This window comes from Paenibacillus sp. FSL R5-0636, from assembly GCF_037974255.1.
Classification (GTDB): Bacteria; Bacillota; Bacilli; order Paenibacillales; family Paenibacillaceae; genus Paenibacillus_AQ; species Paenibacillus_AQ odorifer.
Genome location: NZ_CP150232.1, coordinates 5,981,730 through 6,002,035, shown reverse-complemented (window position 1 = coordinate 6,002,035; position 20,306 = coordinate 5,981,730). Strand labels below are relative to the sequence as shown.

The 20,306-nt window shown below is 45.2% G+C and carries 16 protein-coding genes; 8 read left to right on the top strand and 8 right to left on the bottom strand.

The window, feature by feature from the left end; all coding sequences use genetic code 11:
• The first annotated feature begins 5 nt into the window (after nt 1-5).
• Nucleotides 6-3,041: a carbohydrate binding domain-containing protein gene (locus MKX34_RS27465; protein WP_076296361.1), complete on the top strand. Its 3,036-nt coding sequence runs from the start codon at nt 6-8 to the stop codon at nt 3,039-3,041.
• A gap of 455 nt (nt 3,042-3,496) precedes the next feature.
• On the opposite strand, the gene MKX34_RS27460 is transcribed toward MKX34_RS27465, so the two are convergent.
• Complete coding sequence (locus MKX34_RS27460) at nt 3,497-4,525, bottom strand: LacI family DNA-binding transcriptional regulator (RefSeq protein WP_076296362.1); 1,029 nt, start codon at nt 4,523-4,525, stop codon at nt 3,497-3,499.
• 123 nt (nt 4,526-4,648) lie between these two features.
• On the opposite strand from MKX34_RS27460, the gene MKX34_RS27455 reads away from it, so the two are divergent.
• Complete coding sequence (locus tag MKX34_RS27455) at nt 4,649-6,349, top strand: alpha-glycosidase (RefSeq protein WP_076296363.1); 1,701 nt, start codon at nt 4,649-4,651, stop codon at nt 6,347-6,349.
• Between the two features lie 38 nt (nt 6,350-6,387).
• On the opposite strand, the gene MKX34_RS27450 is transcribed toward MKX34_RS27455, so the two are convergent.
• Complete coding sequence (locus MKX34_RS27450) at nt 6,388-7,488, bottom strand: M23 family metallopeptidase (protein ID WP_076296364.1); 1,101 nt, start codon at nt 7,486-7,488, stop codon at nt 6,388-6,390.
• 254 nt (nt 7,489-7,742) lie between these two features.
• Here MKX34_RS27450 and lipA point away from each other — a divergent pair, with 254 nt between their 5' ends.
• The gene (gene lipA, locus MKX34_RS27445) at nt 7,743-8,648 is read left to right on the top strand and encodes a lipoyl synthase (protein ID WP_076296365.1); all 906 of its coding nucleotides are present in this window, start codon (nt 7,743-7,745) and stop codon (nt 8,646-8,648) included.
• A gap of 202 nt (nt 8,649-8,850) precedes the next feature.
• Nucleotides 8,851-9,666, top strand: coding sequence for a YutD family protein (locus tag MKX34_RS27440; protein ID WP_256717604.1), 816 nt, complete (start codon nt 8,851-8,853; stop codon nt 9,664-9,666).
• Between the two features lie 552 nt (nt 9,667-10,218).
• On the opposite strand, the gene MKX34_RS27435 is transcribed toward MKX34_RS27440, so the two are convergent.
• The 4 genes from MKX34_RS27435 to ylbJ all read right to left on the bottom strand — a co-directional run bounded on the left by MKX34_RS27435 (nt 10,219) and on the right by ylbJ (nt 15,210).
• A complete protein-coding gene (locus MKX34_RS27435; RefSeq protein ID WP_081383867.1) occupies nt 10,219-11,658 on the bottom strand; it encodes a S41 family peptidase in 1,440 nt (479 codons plus the stop codon).
• 80 nt (nt 11,659-11,738) lie between these two features.
• The gene (locus MKX34_RS27430) at nt 11,739-12,923 is read right to left on the bottom strand and encodes a copper amine oxidase N-terminal domain-containing protein (RefSeq protein ID WP_036685319.1); all 1,185 of its coding nucleotides are present in this window, start codon (nt 12,921-12,923) and stop codon (nt 11,739-11,741) included.
• Between the two features lie 146 nt (nt 12,924-13,069).
• The gene (locus tag MKX34_RS27425) at nt 13,070-13,873 is read right to left on the bottom strand and encodes an NAD kinase (RefSeq protein ID WP_076105311.1); all 804 of its coding nucleotides are present in this window, start codon (nt 13,871-13,873) and stop codon (nt 13,070-13,072) included.
• A 74-nt stretch (nt 13,874-13,947) separates the two neighbouring features.
• Nucleotides 13,948-15,210, bottom strand: coding sequence for a sporulation integral membrane protein YlbJ (gene ylbJ / locus MKX34_RS27420; RefSeq protein ID WP_076141968.1), 1,263 nt, complete (start codon nt 15,208-15,210; stop codon nt 13,948-13,950).
• A 412-nt stretch (nt 15,211-15,622) separates the two neighbouring features.
• On the opposite strand from ylbJ, the gene MKX34_RS27415 reads away from it, so the two are divergent.
• Both MKX34_RS27415 and MKX34_RS27410 read left to right on the top strand, forming a co-directional pair.
• Nucleotides 15,623-16,006: a globin gene (locus MKX34_RS27415; protein ID WP_076296367.1), complete on the top strand. Its 384-nt coding sequence runs from the start codon at nt 15,623-15,625 to the stop codon at nt 16,004-16,006.
• A 36-nt stretch (nt 16,007-16,042) separates the two neighbouring features.
• Nucleotides 16,043-16,759, top strand: coding sequence for a DUF2225 domain-containing protein (locus MKX34_RS27410; RefSeq protein ID WP_076274256.1), 717 nt, complete (start codon nt 16,043-16,045; stop codon nt 16,757-16,759).
• Nucleotides 16,760-16,838: 79 nt separating this feature from the next.
• Here MKX34_RS27410 and MKX34_RS27405 read toward each other — a convergent pair whose 3' ends face one another.
• Both MKX34_RS27405 and MKX34_RS27400 read right to left on the bottom strand, forming a co-directional pair.
• Complete coding sequence (locus tag MKX34_RS27405) at nt 16,839-17,069, bottom strand: hypothetical protein (protein WP_036685307.1); 231 nt, start codon at nt 17,067-17,069, stop codon at nt 16,839-16,841.
• Entirely contained in the window at nt 17,066-17,257 is a 192-nt protein-coding gene (locus MKX34_RS27400) for a YycC family protein (protein WP_076105309.1), read from the bottom strand. Before MKX34_RS27400 ends, MKX34_RS27405 begins: the two co-directional genes overlap by 4 nt.
• A gap of 118 nt (nt 17,258-17,375) precedes the next feature.
• On the opposite strand from MKX34_RS27400, the gene MKX34_RS27395 reads away from it, so the two are divergent.
• Together MKX34_RS27395 and MKX34_RS27390 are read left to right on the top strand one after the other, a co-directional pair.
• Nucleotides 17,376-19,175 (top strand): M3 family oligoendopeptidase, encoded by a 1,800-nt coding sequence (locus tag MKX34_RS27395; RefSeq protein ID WP_076274257.1) that lies wholly within the window; start codon nt 17,376-17,378, stop codon nt 19,173-19,175.
• 613 nt (nt 19,176-19,788) lie between these two features.
• Nucleotides 19,789-20,199, top strand: a complete 411-nt coding sequence (locus MKX34_RS27390; protein ID WP_036685297.1) for a hypothetical protein — start codon at nt 19,789-19,791, stop codon at nt 20,197-20,199.
• Nucleotides 20,200-20,306: the final 107 nt, after the last annotated feature.

The window sequence follows — 20,306 nt, the reverse complement described above, 5'->3', positions numbered from 1 at the left end:
GCGCGATGAAACGTAAGTTATGGTACGTGCCCGTTCTGATTACATCTATTCTTCTTTCTACTGTGATTAATTTATTCATCTTAGCGCCACAACAGGCAGATGCGGCCAGCATCGGTACGATTAACGAGAATGATACCATTTATCAGATTATGGTTGACCGGTTTAATGACGGGGACTCTTCCAACAATGCTACGGGAGCGGCAATTCGCTATGGCGAGAACTCTGAAGAAGATTTCCGTTATATGAAAGGCGGAGATTGGCAAGGGGTGATCGACAAGCTGTCTTATATTAAAAATATGGGCTACACCGCGATCTGGATTTCCCCAGTGGCGGAGCCACAAATGACGAATCGGGAGAACAATGGCAGCGGTAAAAATACAGCGTATCACGGGTACAATGTTAAGGACCCTAACGCAGCCAATCCCTACTTTGGTACAAAGGAGAAGCTTAAGGAGTTAGTGGATTCCGCACATGCGGTTGGCATCAAGGTAGTGATCGACGTTGTGCCGAACCATATCGGGGATTATATGCTGGGTACCCAAGCCTACTATGATATCCCTAGTCTGCAGCCAGCAGCTCCTTTTAATAACCCGGCTTGGTATCACCATAATGGAGATATCAACTGGTCTTTGGCAGACGGAAGATACGATCAATGGGCACAGGATTACTTAGAAAATCATGATCTAGGCGGACTGGATGACATTGACTTCGATGTCCCTGCCGCTAAAAAAGCCGTATTTGATTCAATTAAAGGCTGGTTTGACTATACAGGAGCAGATGGTGCGCGTGTAGACGCAGCCAAGCTGATGAAGCCGACTGATATTGGTGAACTGCAAAATTATCTGGGGGTTAATACCTTTGGCGAGAATTTTGACGGCAATGCTGAATTTGTCTCGCGCTGGGTCGGCAACAACAAGGAGTGGGGCATGCTTGATTTCCCAATGTTCTTCTCCGTTCTAAATAGCTTCGCATATGGGCAGTCTTTTGACTCCAATATTAAAAGCACCTTGGCACAGGATTCCTACTACAACGGAAATGCCAATCACATGGTCACCTTTATCGACAATCATGACCGCAATCGTTTTCTCACAGAAGCTGGAGGAAGCGTAGATAAGCTGCAGAACGCTTTGACTTTTATTTTTACAGTGCGTGGAACACCCGTAGTCTTCCAAGGTACGGAACAGAACAAAGGCAATGGTAATGGACAGATTATGACGGGAGGCATCGCCGATACCTGGAACCGCTGGTCAATGGTGAAACGGGATGCAAACGGCAATGTATTAGAGAATTATTTTAATGAGAATGCCAGCACCTACAAGCACGTAGCCAAACTTAATGAGATTCGGAAAAATAATCCGGCACTCCGTACAGGCACTCAACGTGAAATGTGGTCTGCACAGAACTTATATGCTTTTTCACGTCGTATCGATACTGGAACTAATCTGGGGCAGGAAGTTATCTCCGTATTCAGTAATAAATCCAGCGGCTCGCAGACCGTTACCATTCCACTGCGTGCAGAGAGCAGCTTGGCAGTCGGGACGGTTCTTTATAACCAGTTGAACACTTCGGATACGGTAACTGTACAATCGGGTGGAGCAACTGGCAAGCAGATCACTGTAACCGTGGGTGCAAATGCAGCCAAAATCTATGCAAAACAACAGCTTCCTACAGATACAGTGGCTCCAACTGTACCAACTAACGTGACCGCAACTGTTCAAAATGCATCCAGTGCTTTAGTAAGCTGGACCGCTTCCACCGACAATGTAGGTGTGACCGGATATGAAATTTATCGCAACGGCGTCAAAGTGGGTACATCCGCAACTACTTCATATACGGATAACGGATTATCCGCCAGTACTACGTATGACTATACGGTAAAAGCAATGGATGCAGCAGGCAATCTATCCCTCCTTAGCGCGATTGCTTCAGTGACAACACCAGCGGGGAACAGTGTCACTATTTACTATAAGCAGGGCTATACCTCGCCTTATATTCATTATCGCCCTGTAGGAGGAACTTGGACGACATCACCAGGTGTGGCGATACCTGTCTCTGATGTAGCAGGCTACAACAAAATAACGATTAATATCGGCTCAGCCAGCCAGCTTGAAGCTTGCTTTAACAATGGCAGCGGTACTTGGGACAGTAACGGGGGCAGCAACTATTTATTTAGTGCCGGCACCTGGACTTATACACCAACTGGCAATATTCAATCGGGTGGACCAGTGACGCCGACACCAACGGTAACGCCGACACCATCACCAACTGTAACGCCGACACCGACGGTAACGCCGACACCGACGCCAACCGTAACACCAACAGCAACACCAACGCCAACACCGACGCCAACGGTAACGCCGACACCGACCGTAACGCCAACGCCAACGCCAACTCCGACACCGACCGTAACGCCTACACCAACGCCAACGGCAACACCTGTCGGCAGCACGGCAACGATCTATTATAAGAATGCGGCTTATAGCAGCTCTTATATCCATTATAAGCTCGATGGTTCAACGGTCTGGACGACGTCTCCAGGCGAGCAGCTCCAAGCTTCTGCTTTTACAGGATATAAGGCGGTTACGATTCAGCTGGGCACGGCAGCTGGGCTGACCGCAGCCTTTAATAATGGCAGTGGCACATGGGATAACAATGGCGGCAATAACTATCATTTTGCTGCGGGCACCTGGAGTATGGTGAATGGCAACATCACCGCAGGAGAACCACAAGCGGATAGTGTTACATTCCGAGTAACTGTTCCTGCGTCTACTCCTGTGAGTGGTCCCGTTTATCTCTCCGGCTCTTTCAATAGCTGGAATGTGGCAGATCCGAACTACCAACTGACGAAGGGCAGTGATGGTATTTACTCCATCACACTAAGTCTACCGGCGGGAACAGCAATTCAATACAAAGTTACACGAGGCGCTTGGACTAATGTGGAGGTGAATTCGAATGGATCGGATCTTTCCAATCGAACCCTTACGCCAACAGGCGGTGCACAAACCGTAAATTTGACGGTTCAGCGCTGGAAGGATCTATAAGCTTCATAATATCTACAGTTTAAACACAACAAGGAGCGGCTCCCGTATGGGGCCGCTCCTTGGTAAGCAGTATGAAGCTTTTTAATTGCAGAAAGTACAATTAGACTTTCTGTTTGAAGCTGGTAGAAAGATTTAACTGTATTTTGTACAGTAGAATTCAGGAAAAAGGCTGTTTTTTGCCGATTTCACGAGTTTTGACTGCACAAAGTGCAATTAAATCGAATGTTACCCATCTTATAAGGATTTCTATTGCACAAAATGCAATTAAATCCGATGTAGCCATTTTAGCTACTCAAATTCGATCAAGCTAAAGCAGTTACTCCAGACAATCAAGCCGAATCAGCACTCAGCGCAATAAAGCTCAGTCAGCTACACAAGCTCAATCAAGCTCAGTTAGTTACTCCAGACAATCAAGCCGAATCAGCACTCAGCGCAACCAAGCTTCTGCCTCCTCACTAAGTTCCCGCCGGGAACTGGGATCTCATGGTTGACTCACGGGGAATGAGTTCTGGCTCGAGAAGCAAATGCCCGGTAGGCATGTTGTTATTACGAATGCGTTGCATCAGCAGCTCGCCTGAAGATACCCCCAGCTGGAACGTGTCGATATTCAGAGAGGTTAGAGGAGGCGTAGTATAACGGGACAGAGGATATTCATCAAAAGCTGCGATGCCGAGCTGTGATGGAACATGAATATCCAGTGATTTTGCAGCTTGAAGCACCCCGAAGGCAACATAGCTGTTCATGCATACTACGGAGTCTGGTCGATCTTCGCTCTGTAGAAGCTCAAGTGCAGCATGATAGCTCTCATGTTCATCAGCCTTACAATTGATAATCCATTGCTGCTGATCCGCAAGATCTGCTTGCTGCAATGCTTGCAAATATCCACTCAGACGATGGGTATAAATCTTTTCCTGCTGCTGCCCGCCTGTGAAGGCTATTTTGGAATACCCCTGCTTTATTAAATGTGAGGTCAGCATGCTGCCGCCTGCTTCATTATCGAAATCGACCCAGCTTCCGGGAGTCATAATTTCGCCGATGGAGATGTAGGGAAACTCCAAGCGGTTCAGTTCTTCGCAAAGCTCTTCCGTAAGTACGGAGTTATTCGCTATGATTCCGTCGACACGTTTGCTGAATACAAGTCTATTTAGAAAATGTCCTTCCGGACTACTATGCTGCACATTGGAAATAGTCAGCTCGTATTTTAAAGGCGCAATTACACTTTCTATTCCACCGATGATGTTGTAGAAAAACTGGTTTAGAAATTCACTTTCCTTGGACATATCGACCAGGAGACCAATATTACAGCTGCTTTGTCTGGCTAATCCAGTAGCGATACTGCTTGGTGTATAGTTCATCTGCTTCATAATTTCGCGAACTTTGTGTTTCGTTTTCTGTGATATTTTTGGGGAATCGTTTAATACTTTGGATACGGTAGATTTAGCCACATTGGCTGCTTTGGCAATATCAGAAATGGTTACTTTCATTGTCTTCCCCTCATAATCCGGAACGGTATTTGTAACCATAATAACACAAATTTAGCAGTCTCTCTAATCACAAAGAGTCTCATAGATTTAAAGATAAAAGCATAAAAAAGGAGTTTAGAAGTTATGCCTCATACATGGTTTTTATATCATACAAGTGAAGATCCGTTTGCCTATCCTGTGGGTACGGGCATCTTGAAGCTCAGACTGTTCACGCAAGCTGGACAGCAATTATCCTGTACCGTCATCTACTCAGACCGTTATGATTCTCCGGGGCATGAAGTTCCTTTGCAGATGGAGCGGATTGGGTCGGCAGGTGTTTATGAGATACATGAAGCGGTCATTGAGAACCCTACGAAAAAATGCAGATATCTATTCCATGTAACTAATCCTGCGGGTGAATATGTCTGGTATGGAGAGAGAGGGGCGTCGGAGAACCGGGAACGTGCGGGTTCTTTTCAATATGCATATCTCCATCATTCTGAGGCGTTGAAGTTACCTTCATGGAGCATGGATGCAGTAACCTATCAAATCTATCCTAGCAGTTATAACGAAGGGACCTTACAAGGCATTTCTGACAAAATGCCCTACTTGCAACAGTTAGGAGTAAACGTTGTTTATATGACGCCTGTATTTGAGTCTCCTTCAGAGCATAAATATAATACCTCCGATTACTATAAGGTTGATCCAGTATTTGGGGATATGGAAGGATTGAAGGCGCTGGTCAGCCAGGCACACAGGCATGGAATCAAAGTGATTTTAGACGCTGTGTTTAATCATTCGGGAGACCGCTTTTTCGCGTTTAAAGATGTGTTGGCAAAAGGAGAGCTATCTCCGTATAAAGATTGGTTCTTCATTCATTCCTTTCCGGTTACGCAGATGCCTGTACCCAATTATGAAACGTTTGCCAAAGCTGAAGCGCATATGCCAAAGCTGAACATGGACAATCCGGATACGGCGAATTACATGATTGAGGTTGCGAAGTATTGGGTGCGCGAGACAGGGATTGACGGCTGGCGTCTGGATGTGGCCAATGAAGTTAATCCGCGTTTTTGGTCCCGGTTTCGGCAAGAGCTCAAATCTGAATATCCTGAAATCCTGCTGATCGGTGAGATTATGCATGCTTCTGGGCCATGGCTTAGAGGGGATCAGTTCGATGGAGGAATGAATTATGTGCTTCGTGATGCAGTGTTGGAATTTTTTGCGGAACAATCTACGGGGCCAGTTCGCTTTATGGAGCAATTGCTCCATCAGGAGGCATTGTATAATGACCAGGCGAATTCGGCAATGTTTCAGTTGCTTGGCAGCCATGATACCCTGCGGTTTCTTACGGCATGTAAAGAAGGTGGGCGTGGTTGGGACCACGTGAGTACCGCTGTTGAACGTATGATGCTGGCTGTTTTTTTCCAGATGACCTATATCGGTATTCCAATGATCTATTACGGGGATGAGGTTGGGATGGAAGGGGCGACAGACCCCCACTGTAGAAAAGCTATGATATGGCAAGAACAAGCTCAGAATGCAGTGCTGCATAAGTGGTATCAACAATTGATTTCTCTGAGAAAAAGCCATGAAGTTCTGCGCAAAGGTTCATTTCGTCCTTGGTTTACTGATGAAGTTCGTAATGTGCTTGGCTACATACGAGGTGTGGAGCACGAGAAGATAGGGCTGATTATCAATAATTCTCCAAACCCGTACCAACTAGAGCTTAGCCCATATCGGGCTGATAAGAACGAATTAACTGATTTATTGTCTGGAGCAACTTTTAAAAATAATAATAAGCTTACGGTCAGCATTGAACCTTTTGGCTGTTTGATGTTGTATTAAAAAAGAAAAGGCCCCTCTCTAAGGAAAGGGACCTTATTCTAATTTACAGCACTTTTTTTGCTTCTTTTGTTCTTTAAGTCTCTATATTCCTGTTTCTCCCATTGTTTCAGCAACGGAAACGGATCAAAAGCCCATTCGGTAATTCCGCGATCGCGGTAAATGCCAAAATGTAGATGTGGAGGAAATTTTCCTTGTGTTCCGGGATTGCCGTAACCCGAGCTGCCTACCCAGCCAATAATCTCACCGGGGGTGACTATATCTCCGCGAGAAATGGTTTTGTTATATCCAGATAGATGAGCGTAATAATGGTAACGGTTCTCGATATCGCGAATGCCAATTCTCCAGCCGCCGTACCGGTTCCAGCCTTTTGTCTCTACTAAGCCAAAGCAGGTGCTTCGTACTGGCACTCCTTGAGGTGCAAATAGATCTGTTCCTTCATGGATACGTGCTCCGCCCCAGCTTCTTCCAGTACCCCAAGTGCTACGATAAGAATAAAGGTTACTTAGGGGAAGCGGGAAGGCATTGCCGGATAGGTCCAGCCGTCCAAAATGTTCATATAACTTCGCGAACTGGGTAATGCGCTGCGAGGCGCGGCCATTGTGATAGTACTCCCAGACCCCGATACTGAAATCACTAGCGGATTGTCCATACTTCAATAAGTGTCTAGCCATACTATACAGAACGTCCGCATCATTCTCTGGATCAGCAATGCCGTCTCCTGAGCCATCACTGCCAAAACCATTAAAGAAGCTAATGGATTTAGGGGAAGTATCCCCCTGATCCGGATTAAGTGGACCAGCCCATACCGGTGCCGGGATTTTTATGGCTGTAAGGCGCGTGGAGACAGGCTGCCCTGAGGCTCCCTTTTTGGCGAGCGTGCGTTCATATTGATCAATGGCTGCGAACCTAAACCAAGGGATACCAGTAGCTGCGCTCATTTGCTCATAAATCTGTCTACGGCCAGACCATTGCGCTTCTTTGCTAGCACTAGCGGGATCCCCGCTGCTCATCACCGGTTGGATAGTAGGCCGCGCTACAGCTGCTGCAACGGGAAGGTTTAAACCACCCCAAAGGATAGCGGCCGCGGACAGGCATAACAGGGTTCTCCGGTTTTTAATATTTTTAAATAGGGCCAGCAAGATAACAGCCTCCTTTTGTCCGGGCATTAAATTGAATGTAGTCACTTCGGATGAAGCTTTTTTATAGATTGGTGCAAAATACTACTTTTTATCCGTTCTTGTCTAAAGGTACCAGAAAAATCTCGCTGGAAACTCCAGATGATACACCCTGCATATTTCACAAAAACAGGCAATTGTAAATCGCACATGTTATAATATGAGGCAGCAACTTTCATCTGCAGCATCACATTCAGGAGGAAGCGGGGTTTATCATTTTGTCTAATAAAACAGCAAAGCAACCTAAACCGGATTGGATTAAGATTAAGCTAACTACCGGTGACAACTATCAGGAAATCAAAAGCATGATGCGTTCCAAAACTTTACATACCGTATGTGAAGAAGCTAGGTGTCCGAATATTTATGAATGCTGGGCAAACCGTACGGCTACCTTCATGATTTTAGGTGATATTTGTACACGCGCATGCCGTTTTTGTGCAGTAAATACAGGGATGCCTACAGAACTGGACCTGCAGGAGCCTGAACGTGTAGCTGAAGCTGCAGAGAAAATGAATCTTCGTCACTGTGTGGTGACTAGTGTGGCCCGCGATGATCTTGCGGATGGTGGCGCTCAGATTTTTGCTGAGACGGTCGCGGCGATTCGTAAACGCCTTCCGTTATGTAGTGTTGAAGTGCTTATTCCAGACTTTTTAGGAGACCGGAATAGTCTTGAGATTGTCATGAACAGTAATCCAGACATTCTTAATCATAATATTGAGACCGTGGAACGGATGTCAGATCGTGTACGGGCTAAAGCGAAGTACCCTCGTTCCTTGGAATTGCTGCGCAGAGCCAAGGAAATGAAACCGAATATTCCAACCAAATCGAGCATCATGCTTGGTGTCGGTGAAGAGTGGAATGAGATTTTACAAGCAATGGATGATTTGCGAGCCGTAAATTGTGATATATTGACTTTAGGACAATATTTGCAACCCACTCCAAAACATTTAAATGTCGACAAATATTATCCACCGGAGGAATTTGCACTGTTGAAGGAAGAGGGAATGAAGCGTGGCTTCAGCCATGTGGAATCAGGCCCGCTAGTTCGCAGCTCTTATCATGCGCATGAGCAGGTGAAGTCTGCAGCTCAAGCTCGCGAGGAGCGTGCGGTTTCTTCTAGCTAATTATTGCTTTTCTGTGGTTTAATTCACGGAGAATGTTAGTAAGAGGAGGAAGAGCGACAGCGTTCTGAAATCTCTGCTCTTAGGTTACCCATAAAAATCGTTGATTTGCGTCATTGGAGGGGAATATTGGAGCTGTAGGAGCGGTTCGAGAACAGCGACCGAAAGCCCAATATTCCACATAGATGGTGGTATAATCAACGTCATGATTCCCAAAGAAAGGCAGGCGGCAAAAGGTTTGATCGTAATAGGCGGAAAAGGCTATGAACTTATGTTGGATCATAAGGATGGTTGGAATCCGGAGGCATTTCGCGGGAGATATAGCGAGGTGCTGGAAAGATACGACTATATTATCGGTGACTGGGGTTACAGTCAGTTGCGTTTGAAAGGTTTTTACCGGGACAACCATCCTAAGGTGAATCGGGATACAGCGATTTCGGGTATGGTTGATTATATTAATGAATACTGCAATTTTGGGTGCGCTTATTTTGTGCTGCATAAATTGAAAGAGGTACCACAAGAAGGCATGTTCAAGGATATTTTGATCAAAGAATTACCAGAGCCGAGTGATGAAGAGGCCTTGGAGCAAGAATCGGAAGCTAGTGATGAAGCGGCTGCAGATAAAGAGTTTTCTGCTAAAGAAACATCCTCTAAGCAAGGCTCGAATCACTCATTGGCATTTAAAGAGATGACTTCTTCTAAGGACAATATGGCGAAGGATAGACCTGTGAGAGAACATCAGAGCCGAAATCACCGGGGCAAGGATTCACAGGGCAAGAAATCCAAAAAGGATTTCCAAGGCAGACCGCCACAAGGTCAGTCTCAGAAGCCCCAAAACACACCAAAACCTCAAAGCGCTCAAAACAACCAGAACAATCAAAACAACCAGAACAATCAAAACAACCAGAACAATCAAAATAATCAAAACAACCAGAATAATCAAAACAATCAAAACAATCAAAACAATCAAAACAATCAAAACAATCAAAACAATCAAAACATAGAAAATTCGCAACCTTAATGATGAAAGCTGAACCATAAGTAGAGTCCTTCTACGAATGAGCCAGCTTTTTTTCTTATGAAAAATAGCAGAGCAGCGTTTCTCCCGGTACTTGGAGATCGCTGCTCAGTGTTGTGGTGTGTTGCTCAGTGTTGTGGTGTTGCTGTGTGTTGTTCAGTGTTGCTCTATGCTATTAGTCGTTGGCTGCTTGACTCAGCAGTTTCATCATCCCCCGAGGCTTAAGGACCCAGATGCCGTTATTTGCGAATTTTCAGCCTTTTGAGCAGGGTTTCGGACTCCAATGATGCTATTCGTTAGAAAGAGGAGTAATTATGGTGTTTTTTATACCAATAGCGACTATGGGGTCCGATAGCATAACAAATGTGGATTAATATTGCGATTAGGGTCATCCATGTCCGATAGGTGCTACAGATGTTTCGTAGGTGCAAATATTATCAAACTAAACAAAAAACAGGAGTTGTCCCAACGGCCATTTCATGGCTTATGTGACAACTCCTGTTTTTACTCATGGTTGCTTGATTCAGCAGCTTAATGATTAGCTAGATTAAGGATCTATTTTACAGATAATTTCAATTGTTTCTGTGTTGCATTGTAACTCCATACAAGCGCAGGGAACTTCTTCTTAAAGGCATTTAATTCAATGAAGGTCTCGCCGTTCTGAGAAAGCGCCTCTTTGGAGGACAACGTAAAGCCGGTCGCTTTACCTGTCCCGTTCGTTACGATGACTTTTTTGTTCTTGGCATCCCATGTGATGTCGCCTTCGATCAGTGCACCTAGTACGAGCGAAGAAGCATAAGTCTTATCTCCTTGCTTTATTAGACCCACATTACCAGCAAAGGCAACCCCGTTGACATTCAAGATATGATGATCACCGGAAACCTCAATGCTTTTCATTCCTGCAATCTGTAGAGCGGTAATCAGCTGCGCAGTTTTGCCTTTAACCTCAATATCCGGTGCAAGCCCGATGTGATTAAAGTCTTCTTTATTTGGAGTTAGATATTTCTGCGTAGTCAGCTTCAGCATGTCTCCATTGGACATTGGAAGCAGGCTCTGAATACGTGCTTTGCCGAAAGAACGAGTGCCTACGACGGTAGCGAGCTTATTGTCGCGTAATGCGCCAGTAAGCGCCTCAGAAGCGCTGGCAGTGTACTCATTCGTTAGAATAACGACGGGTACGCCTATTTTGCTGCCACTGGTAATCGTTACTGGAGTAAGTGCTCCGGTTTGATCGGAGGTATACATCATGATGCCTTTATCCATGAAATTGGAGACAATGTTGTATGCCGAATCCATATAGCCGCCTAAGTTGTCACGCAAATCAAGCACCATCGATTTCATACCTGCTGCACGCATCTTTTTCAGCATAGCGGCAAATTCTTCATCGGAATTCTGTGTGAAACCACTCAGTGTGATGTAGGCTATCTTCTGTCCAACAATAGTTCCGGTAACAGAAGTCGAGCTGATTTCATTTCGGGTTACACGAAATGATTTAGTCACTCCATTCCGGAGCACCTGCAGAGTGACCTTGGTGCCTGCGGCTCCGCTTAACTCGTCTCCTTCGGTCTCTTCAACGGGGATTCCGTTAATTTTGACTATCGTATCACCGCGTTTCAGACCTGCTTGTTCTGCAGGCGAACCGGGTGTTATGTCTTCGATGTATAGTTCTGTTGCGGTATATTGCAATCTAACACCAATACCAACGTATTCCAGATCAACATCATGTTCAAATTGTGCCGCTTCCTCGGTATTGAAGTATTGGCTATAAGGATCATCCAGGGTGTTCACCATGCCGTCAATGGCTCCACGAATCAAAGTATCCTTATCTACACCGGAGAGGTTATAGTTCTCCAGAATATTCATGACTTCATTGATAAGATCACGGTTATCTGTAGATGCCTGAGCGGGATCGGCAGCAGAAACTACTGGAGCAAAAGTTAGGGATAAAGCCAGACAGCTGCTTAGAAGTGCACTTATTACTTTATTGGATTTCATGGAATCATACGCCCTTTTTATATAATTTATAAGATAAGAAAGTATACACTGCACGAATTAACTTTCTGTGACGTATGGTTTTAGGATTTCACAAGTTTATAGTAAACGCTATAGGTGTTATCAGTAGTCCATACCCCGCTATCCGACTTGGATAAAATGAAGATAGTGCCTTGCTCAAAAGTTTCCTCTTCACTGGCATCTTTCTCTTTGTTTTCCACATAAATAGCTGCTTCTTTGGCGCTAAAATAGTAGATATTTGAAACGCTTGGAGTATAAGTGACGTCGTATGAAGTAAAGAAATCTTCCAGATCTTCCTTAAGGGAGGTATCATATTCTTCTCCGTATGAAGTCATGGTGGAAAGAACAGCCGCCGGATTTTGTTCATTCATAGCTTGATAATATTTGGTGATATTACCTTTGATGGCATCCGCATCATTTTGAGGAATGTTAGCTGCTGTTTTTAGAGCTTGTTCACGAGTCAGCAGTATCACGGAGCTTTGGGATTCCACAGATGATATTTTCCAGCTTCCATTCTTGCGGACAAGTGTATACATGTATTCGTCCTCTGTATCTGGCGTATAGGCCCCACCTGTCCGGCGAGAGCTTTCCAATGTATACACAGTAGCGTCATCGCCTGTAATATCAATGATTTCCAAACTTTCAATAGTATTTTTTATATCAAAAATCTCAAAGGATGCATTGAGATCCGCCACTGACTCCGCATTAGAGGATTCTGAATCCATAAGGGAATAGAAGCTAATTGCTTTTTCTTCATTAAAATACTTATTAGACAAACGGATTAATGCTGTAATCGCTGCTTCGTCCTTATCTTTGGATACTGGGGTGGTAATTTGCACGCTTCTGCTGGTTGAATTCCAGACGGCTGTGCCTCCGGTTGCCTCTGCGATAAAACGTAAAGGAATGTATGTAGTGCCAGCTGAGGAGACTGGTGCGGTGGTCAGTTTTTTCACGGTTCCGTTAACGGTTGCACGGTTGCTGCCAATTTTCAGGCTGATCGCCAGATTTGAACTTTTACCTGTTACTGTTCCAGTCTTGGCATCCCAAAGCACCTGCAGTCCAAGCTTTTCGAAGATGACCCGGAAAGGGACAAGTACAGAATTGTTCGCTAAGTAAGGGGTTCCTGCGGTAAAGGAAACCTTACTGCCGTTGATATAAACATCAATCGGTTTTGAAGCAGCAAAAGCCGGGACCGCCAGTATCAGGGCCAGAAGACTTATGCTCAAGAGGGATAATAATTTTTTCAACAGTACTCTCTCCTTTTATGTAACTCTTTGTAAAATAGCCTCATTATACCATTTGATTTCTCTCTATGTCTATCAATTGGTGTTAGTTTTGTCACACCAAAAAGAGCCGGAGATATTGAAATCTCCAGCTTTTTGATCCCCTGATCTCAGACTAAGAAAGCTTCACGGACACGGTTCCAGAACGGAAACGGACGATATCTTGCGAAGCTGACTTTTTTGTCTGAAACTTGACAGCGTACTGAAATCAGGTCATCAACAGGAATGTTGTTATGATCTACGGTGAGCAGCAAACGCTGGTCTTTACATGAAAAAATGTCACAATGATGATGCTTTGGCAGTAGTAGCGGCGAGCCCATTGTCCGGAATACACGGTTGTTAATAGACGCGATTTCGGCAATCTGCAGCGCTTCTATTGAAGGGTGAACCATAGCGCCCCCTAGGCTTTTGTTATAAGCTGTACTGCCAGAGGGAGTTGAAATACAAAGTCCATCGCCCCGGAACATTTCGAAGGTGACATCGTTGATGTCGATTTGGATCATTATAGTTCCATCCACCCCTTTAAGGGTAAATTCGTTGAGGGCAATGTGAGACGAAGATCCCGATTTTTTGTGAATCTCCAGCTCTATTAATGGATATTTCACAATACGCGGTTTCTGCGGCTCAGATTCACCGGTTCCGCACATATAATCGATTAAGGTGGGCAGCTCTTCTGCTTGCCAGTCCGCATAGAAGCCGAGGTGTCCTGTGTGCACACCTACAAAGGCTAAGTTGGGAATCTGGTCGATAAAGGTATGAAAAGCGTGCAGCATTGTGCCGTCTCCACCTATCGAGATGACGATTTCCGGAGACTCGGCATCCAGTTGCAAATCCCGCTCCGCCGCCAGCTTGTGAAATTGCTCGGCAAGTTTGATTGACAGCTCATCACCGCGGTCCAGAACATAATATCTCAAGATGTACAAGCTCCTTTATATAATTCCGTCATACACCGATCATAATCAATCTTGCCCCGGAACACAATATGTAATCAACTTCGGCGCATCAATCGGAGCATTGCCATAAAGGCAGGGATAAGCAGTGACACTAGAAGAGCAGCGGCTAGTATAAGACTCAGTAGAGCTAGACTGGCAGTGACACCTGAGGCTGATGGTGTAAAGGCAGTGGAGGCAGGCAGAGAGACCCATGCAGAAGACAATCCTGATCCCATCACAGGCTTCCATAGCAGCACCACGAGACCTGCTGCGAGTATGGCATGTATTAGTCGTGCAGTTAAGAACGGCAGATAACGCAGCCCGGTACCGTTCAAAATACTGGCGACTTGGGCATGTACAGATAATCCGCCCCAAGAGAGAATAAAGGCAGCTGCTGCGACCTTGAATTGAAGCGGGATGGAAGAAGCGGCTTCACCAGCAGAACGAGCACCTATGGTGACCTCGAACAATCCGCTGATCAAGGCCTGAGCTAATTCGGGAGGCCCTCCAACAAGGGAGACGAGAGATCCGGCCAGGCTAAATAGTGAGGGCAGGATTCCGGCACGGGCAAGCAGCTCCATTAGCACGTTGAAGAATACAACCAGACCCCCTACGACAATAATAAGCTGTAGCGAGGATTGGATCGCTCCTTTTAACAGTTCCCCGAAGCTCCGTCCATCCTTGCGCCGGGCTTCGGACATCGCAAGGAGTGCGGCATGTATTCTGCCGAATCCTTGTTTTGCTGGAGCAGAGGGGGCGTCAGAACTACTTTTTGTTGGGTCTTGGGTGGGAGTCTTTTGTTCCTTACGTCCATGAAATGACATTAGGAGACCAACCATTAAGCCACTTCCGTAGTGGGCTAGTGCCAATATTAGCCCCAAAGAAGCATCGCGAAAGAACCCAACGGATACCGCCCCTAGTAGAAAAATAGGATCGGAGGAGGTTGTAAATGCTACAAGGCGTTCACCTTCGATTCTGCTGATCAGCTTCTGCTCCCGCAGCTTAGCGGTTAATTTGGCTCCAACGGGATATCCTGATACATATCCCATGGCCGCGACAAAACCACCGCTGCCAGGTATACCGAAGAGGGGGCGCATCAGTGGATCAAGTAAAGCGCCGAAGAGATGGACAATGCCTAAGCCTAGCATGATTTCAGAAATGACGAAGAATGGAAACAGTGAAGGGAAGAGCACGTCCCACCAGATGGCCAGGCCACGTAAGGCTGCGGCAAGAGATGCTTCAGGATGAAGTAACATCAGCAGCATACAACCAGCCAATATGAATCCCAGCAGCGGGCCGCCAATCTTTTTAAAAGTCATAATTAACGCCTCCTGGTCTATGGTTAGATGTATGCAAAAAGAGGGACAAACAGCACAAAAAAATGGAGAAAGCGGTTACAATTATCTGTGCTTTTTCGCAGGAATTATGATATTATGTAATAAATAAATGCACCCTCTGTTACACGATTAAATGGGATGGAGTGATGGCGATGAGCGTTATAGCCGGAGTTCTCGTTTGTGCTTTTGTATATGTAATCCGGGTCTCTCTCGTCCCTCCTGGTGATGAGGAATTTAGGACCTACTAACCTTACTCTTCAGGCGCTGAACTATAGTTTAGCGTCTTTTTTCTGTACTTTAGAGAGCACTTTCGACGGATATCCGTGTTATGCTTATCTTTGGTATAATAAAATACGTAACGTTTCATTAATATGGAAGAAGGCTGGTAACCTCAATGAATCCAAATGAGAGTATATATGAAAATCTAGGGGGGGCTGAAGCACTACATCGGTTGGTGGAAGTGTTCTATGCCAAGGTACAGCTTCATCCGCAGCTGGGACCCTTGTTCCCTGAAGATATTACTCCAGTTCTGGAGAAGCAATATCAATTCCTGACACAGTTTTTTGGCGGGGGTCCACTTTATTCGGAATTACATGGACATCCCATGATGAGAGCAAGGCATATGCATATTCCTATTACTTCAGAACGTGCTGATGAGTGGCTACAATGTATGAAAGAGGCACTGGTGGAGACTGGAGTCGAAGAACCACTGCGTTCATTCGTGCTTAGCCGCCTTGCAGGTCCTGCACATCATTTTGTTAACATGCCCCAGGAATAACAAGGGACAGGTTGATCCTGAAAGGAATGAGAGTACTTGACAGAGTTAATACCCCTATATTCTATAAAGGTCAAGTGTTGCAACTGTGAAAATGAATTTTCAACCTCGCGGGTACGTCCTAGCCTAAAAAAGGCTGTTCGGCGTGATGCTGATTTCTGCGCATATTATAAAAATGAGAATCCGGATTATTATGTTGTACGGGTCTGCCCCAATTGCGGGTTTGCCTCCACAGAAAATTCGGCTGACAAGCTGACGGAACGTCAGCGTAAGGCATTTAATGAGCAGGTAGGGAAACGCTGGAAGAGCCGAGACTTTGGGGAGAAAAGAGACTGGGAAACTGCGCTCGAGACCTATAAGCTGGCGCTTTTATGTGCTCAGAGTATTAACGATAAAGATCGGATTATTGCAAGTCTGCTGCATCACATTGCTTGGCTCTATCGCTACCAAGGGGAGACTGAGCAGGAGAAGCGTTTTTTACGTTATTCTTTGGACGAGTATGTTAAGGTCTATGAAAAAGATGGCATTGCCGGCAATGATGCCCGGCTCATGTACCTGATCGGCGAACTTAATCGGCGCATCGGAGAATACTCAGTGGCTGTGATGTGGTTCTCCCGTCTGATTAATGATCAGAAGATTATGGATGCGGCGATGATTCGAGCGGCACGTGAGCAGTGGGTTATTTTACGGGAGCAAATGCGTGCTGAGGCTGTAGAGGTTGAGGTTGATGTCGAAGGCTTGTCTTCAAGTTCATAACGATTTGCGAACAACAAAAAGCGCAGAAGAGAATTTAATTCTCCTCTGCGCTTTGTAGAAAGAAAATGTTAGGATTTGCTTATCTGACAGCTCGATCGAACAAAAGGTAATCGCCGTCATTATCTATAACTGTAGGACTGGCGCTGCAGCAGGGGAAGACAAGCAGTTTTTTCTTGCCGTCACGAACGATTTGTAATTCTTTTGGCTTCATAGGCAGAAGCACATTCTCTGAGTTGCAGAATGGACAGTATTGCACATACATATCGCCTAGAATGATGTCATAAGGCCAGGTATGACTAAAAGGAATCATTGTGAGTCCTTCCCAGAAGGAGTCTCTTCATTTTCGCCCTCAGTTTGTGGGGGATTTTGTTTTTTGGATAGCTCCGCTATTTTTTGTAGTAAAATATGTTGGGGCATATGCATCAAGTGTTCCAAAGGAACGCCTAGTTGCTTGGATAACGTAATGGCTGTTTCCGGTGAAATTTGTAGTGGCTTCATATGAATGCCCTCCTAAAGTTTATCGGCTATAAATGTTCAGATATCGTTATTCACTTTACCATGGTGTTAAGACAATTACAAAGAAAGTCAAATGAAAGCAAAGGAATGGTGAGTACAAATGAAACAACCGTTATCACTGACTTGGGAACTGGATACTATTTTTCCGGGGGGGTCTTCGTCTGCAGAGCTAGAAGGTTTCTTGAGCAAGCTTGAAAAAGATATTTTATCCTTACAGGGCTTTGTGAAGGATGCTGTGGCACCAACGGATGTTGCGTCTACAAAAGCATTGGATGAGGTTATAGCATTGCTTCAGAGCTGTTCAGGAAGACTTGTGGAGGTCACTTCCTTCGCAGACTGTCTAGGCGCTCAGAATCAGATGGACAAGGGTGCGGTAAGACTGGCAGCCAAAGTGACAAGCATGCGCGCCGGATTCGAAGGGATCAGCTCGCAATTTAGCAATGTACTGCGTCAGACTACGGACAAGGTATGGGCTGAGTGGATGGCTCGTCCAGAGATTGCTCCTTTAACGTTCGTACTGAGCGAGAGCCGTGATTTGGCCCGTGAGAAGATGAGCCCTGAGCTGGAAAGCTTAGCGTTGGAATTAGCTGTTGACGGATATCATGGATGGAGCGGACACTATGATACGATTGTAAGCTCAATCAAGATCCCATTTGAGGATGAAGAAGGAGCAAAGCTGCTTTCTGCAGGTCAAGCTTTTAATAAGCTGGATGATCCAGATCCAAAAGTGCGTCAAGCGATGTTCCATAAATGGGAAGAGGCTTGGACTGAAGCGGCAGATAATTGCGCAGATACTTTAAATCACTTAGCAGGCTTCCGCCTGAAGCTCTATAAGGGCAGAGGCTGGGACGATGTTCTAAAAGATCCGCTCAGCATCAATCGTATGACACAGGACACCTTAAATACGATGTGGGACGTAATTACGAAGAGCAAACCTGTACTCGTGTCCTACCTTCAGCGCAAAGCCAAGCTGCTGGGGTTGGATTCCCTCTCATGGGTCGATGTCGAAGCTCCTGTAGGCAAATCCTCCGGCAAAATCCCTTATGATCAAGCTGCGAAGGATATCGTCACACAGTTCCGTAAATTTAGTCCTAAGATGGCTGAGTTTGCAGAGCGTGCCTTTGATAATAACTGGATCGAGGTTGAGGATCGTAATGGCAAACGTCCTGGTGGATTCTGTACTTCCTTCCCTGAGAGCAAAGAATCACGGATATTCATGACTTACAGCGGCACACCTTCCAATGTTTCAACATTGGCCCATGAGCTGGGACATGCCTATCATTCCTACTTGCTTGATGATCAACCTGTATTTAATCAGAATTATGCAATGAACGTTGCAGAGACCGCTTCAACCTTTGCAGAAGTGATTGTATCTGATGCTCAGGTTAAAGCTGCGGGCAATGCAGAGGAGAAGCTGGCACTGCTTGAAACGAAGATACAGAACAGTGTGGCATTCTTTATGAACATTCACGCTCGATTCTTGTTCGAGACTCGCTTTTATGAAAAACGTAAGGAAGGCCTTGTAAATGCTGAGGAACTGTCTGCTCTGATGGTGGAAGCACAGAAAGAAGCTTTCTGTGGTGTACTTTCTGAATACCATCCTCACTTCTGGGCGTCGAAGCTGCATTTCTATATCACAGATGTACCTTTCTATAATTTCCCGTACACTGTTGGTTATATGTTCAGTACAGGCTTATATCGTCTGGCATTACAAGAGGGAGCTTCCTTTGCAGACAAATATGATAGCTTGTTGCAGGATACCGGCGTGATGACATTGGAGGATTTGGTGCTCAAACATTTGGGTGTGGATCTGACTAAGCCAGATTTCTGGCAAGGGGCTACAGATTTGATCGTGGCTGATATCAACGAGTTCTTGGAGATGACTGAGCATTTAGCATGAAATGTCTAAAATAAGACAAATTTCAGTGCGCTAAAAATAACGGAATTTCAGTGTGAACACGCAAAGACCCCGGTTAAGGGGTCTTTTTTTAATGGTTAAATGTCGAAAACTCCCGTTTTATAAAAATTAATATACGAATGATCTATGAATTTTGCGCATTACTAGGGATAATAACCCAATTTTGTAGAATAATGTTGTTTGACGTATTTAAGGGGTCTATAATGAGCCTTGAGCCTTATATAAGGCTTGCAAGGAAGACTAATGAGCTTAGCTCAAAAAGCTTAAGTAAGCGCTTACTAAGCTGATTTGTACGAAGTAAACTCGAAGTAGCTAAGCTCACAAACAATATAAATCGAACCAGAAACTTGGGAAAAGGGGAAGGAGTGGCGGAGGGGAATTTTGGAACTGTAAGAGCGGGAGCGACCGCCTTTGTCTCCGAATTTCACCCGCTGTACGCGTAAGAATTCAAGAAATTTGGAGACAACAGCGGCTGGAAGTCCAAACATTCCCCGCAGTAGCGACGGATCCTTAGCCTAAATATTTAGGGTTCGATTTATAAAAGACGAAGTGAACTCGAAGAAGCTAAGCTCACAAAACTTTTAGGAGGAAAGATATGCTTAAGACAGAACAGCTATCATTAGCAAGACAGATGGATTTGGTGTTTAGGGAACTGCAAGAGGAATTATCGGGACTATCTTCCGGTACGGTATTTGTGCAAATACGAAATAATACCATTGGCAAATTCGGCATACGTCATCACCCTCTAGCCGGTCGGGGTGGTGGATTCACAGAAGTAAAGGAAGGAATAACGGAGAGTCAGCAGTCTTCTTTTCGTCTAATGGCACTGGAGAGTCTGAAATACAAACGGCGCTGGACTCATGGTGAGATCAGCTATGAATTCGCTATAAGACAGGGAAAGCTAATCGTAGATGCTACGCTGGAGTCCAATTATAATATGGCGAATCTGATGATTCGATCTCCCCGTAATGCTTACGCCGAGAGTGCTGATCAATTTTTAAGTTAAACGTTTTACATAAAGATTGCATGCAGCTCGGATTATAGGGTATAAATTAGAAAAACCTCCCACAGCTTCTGGAAGAAGTGTGAGAGGTTTGAAAGCTAGTCGGCAAT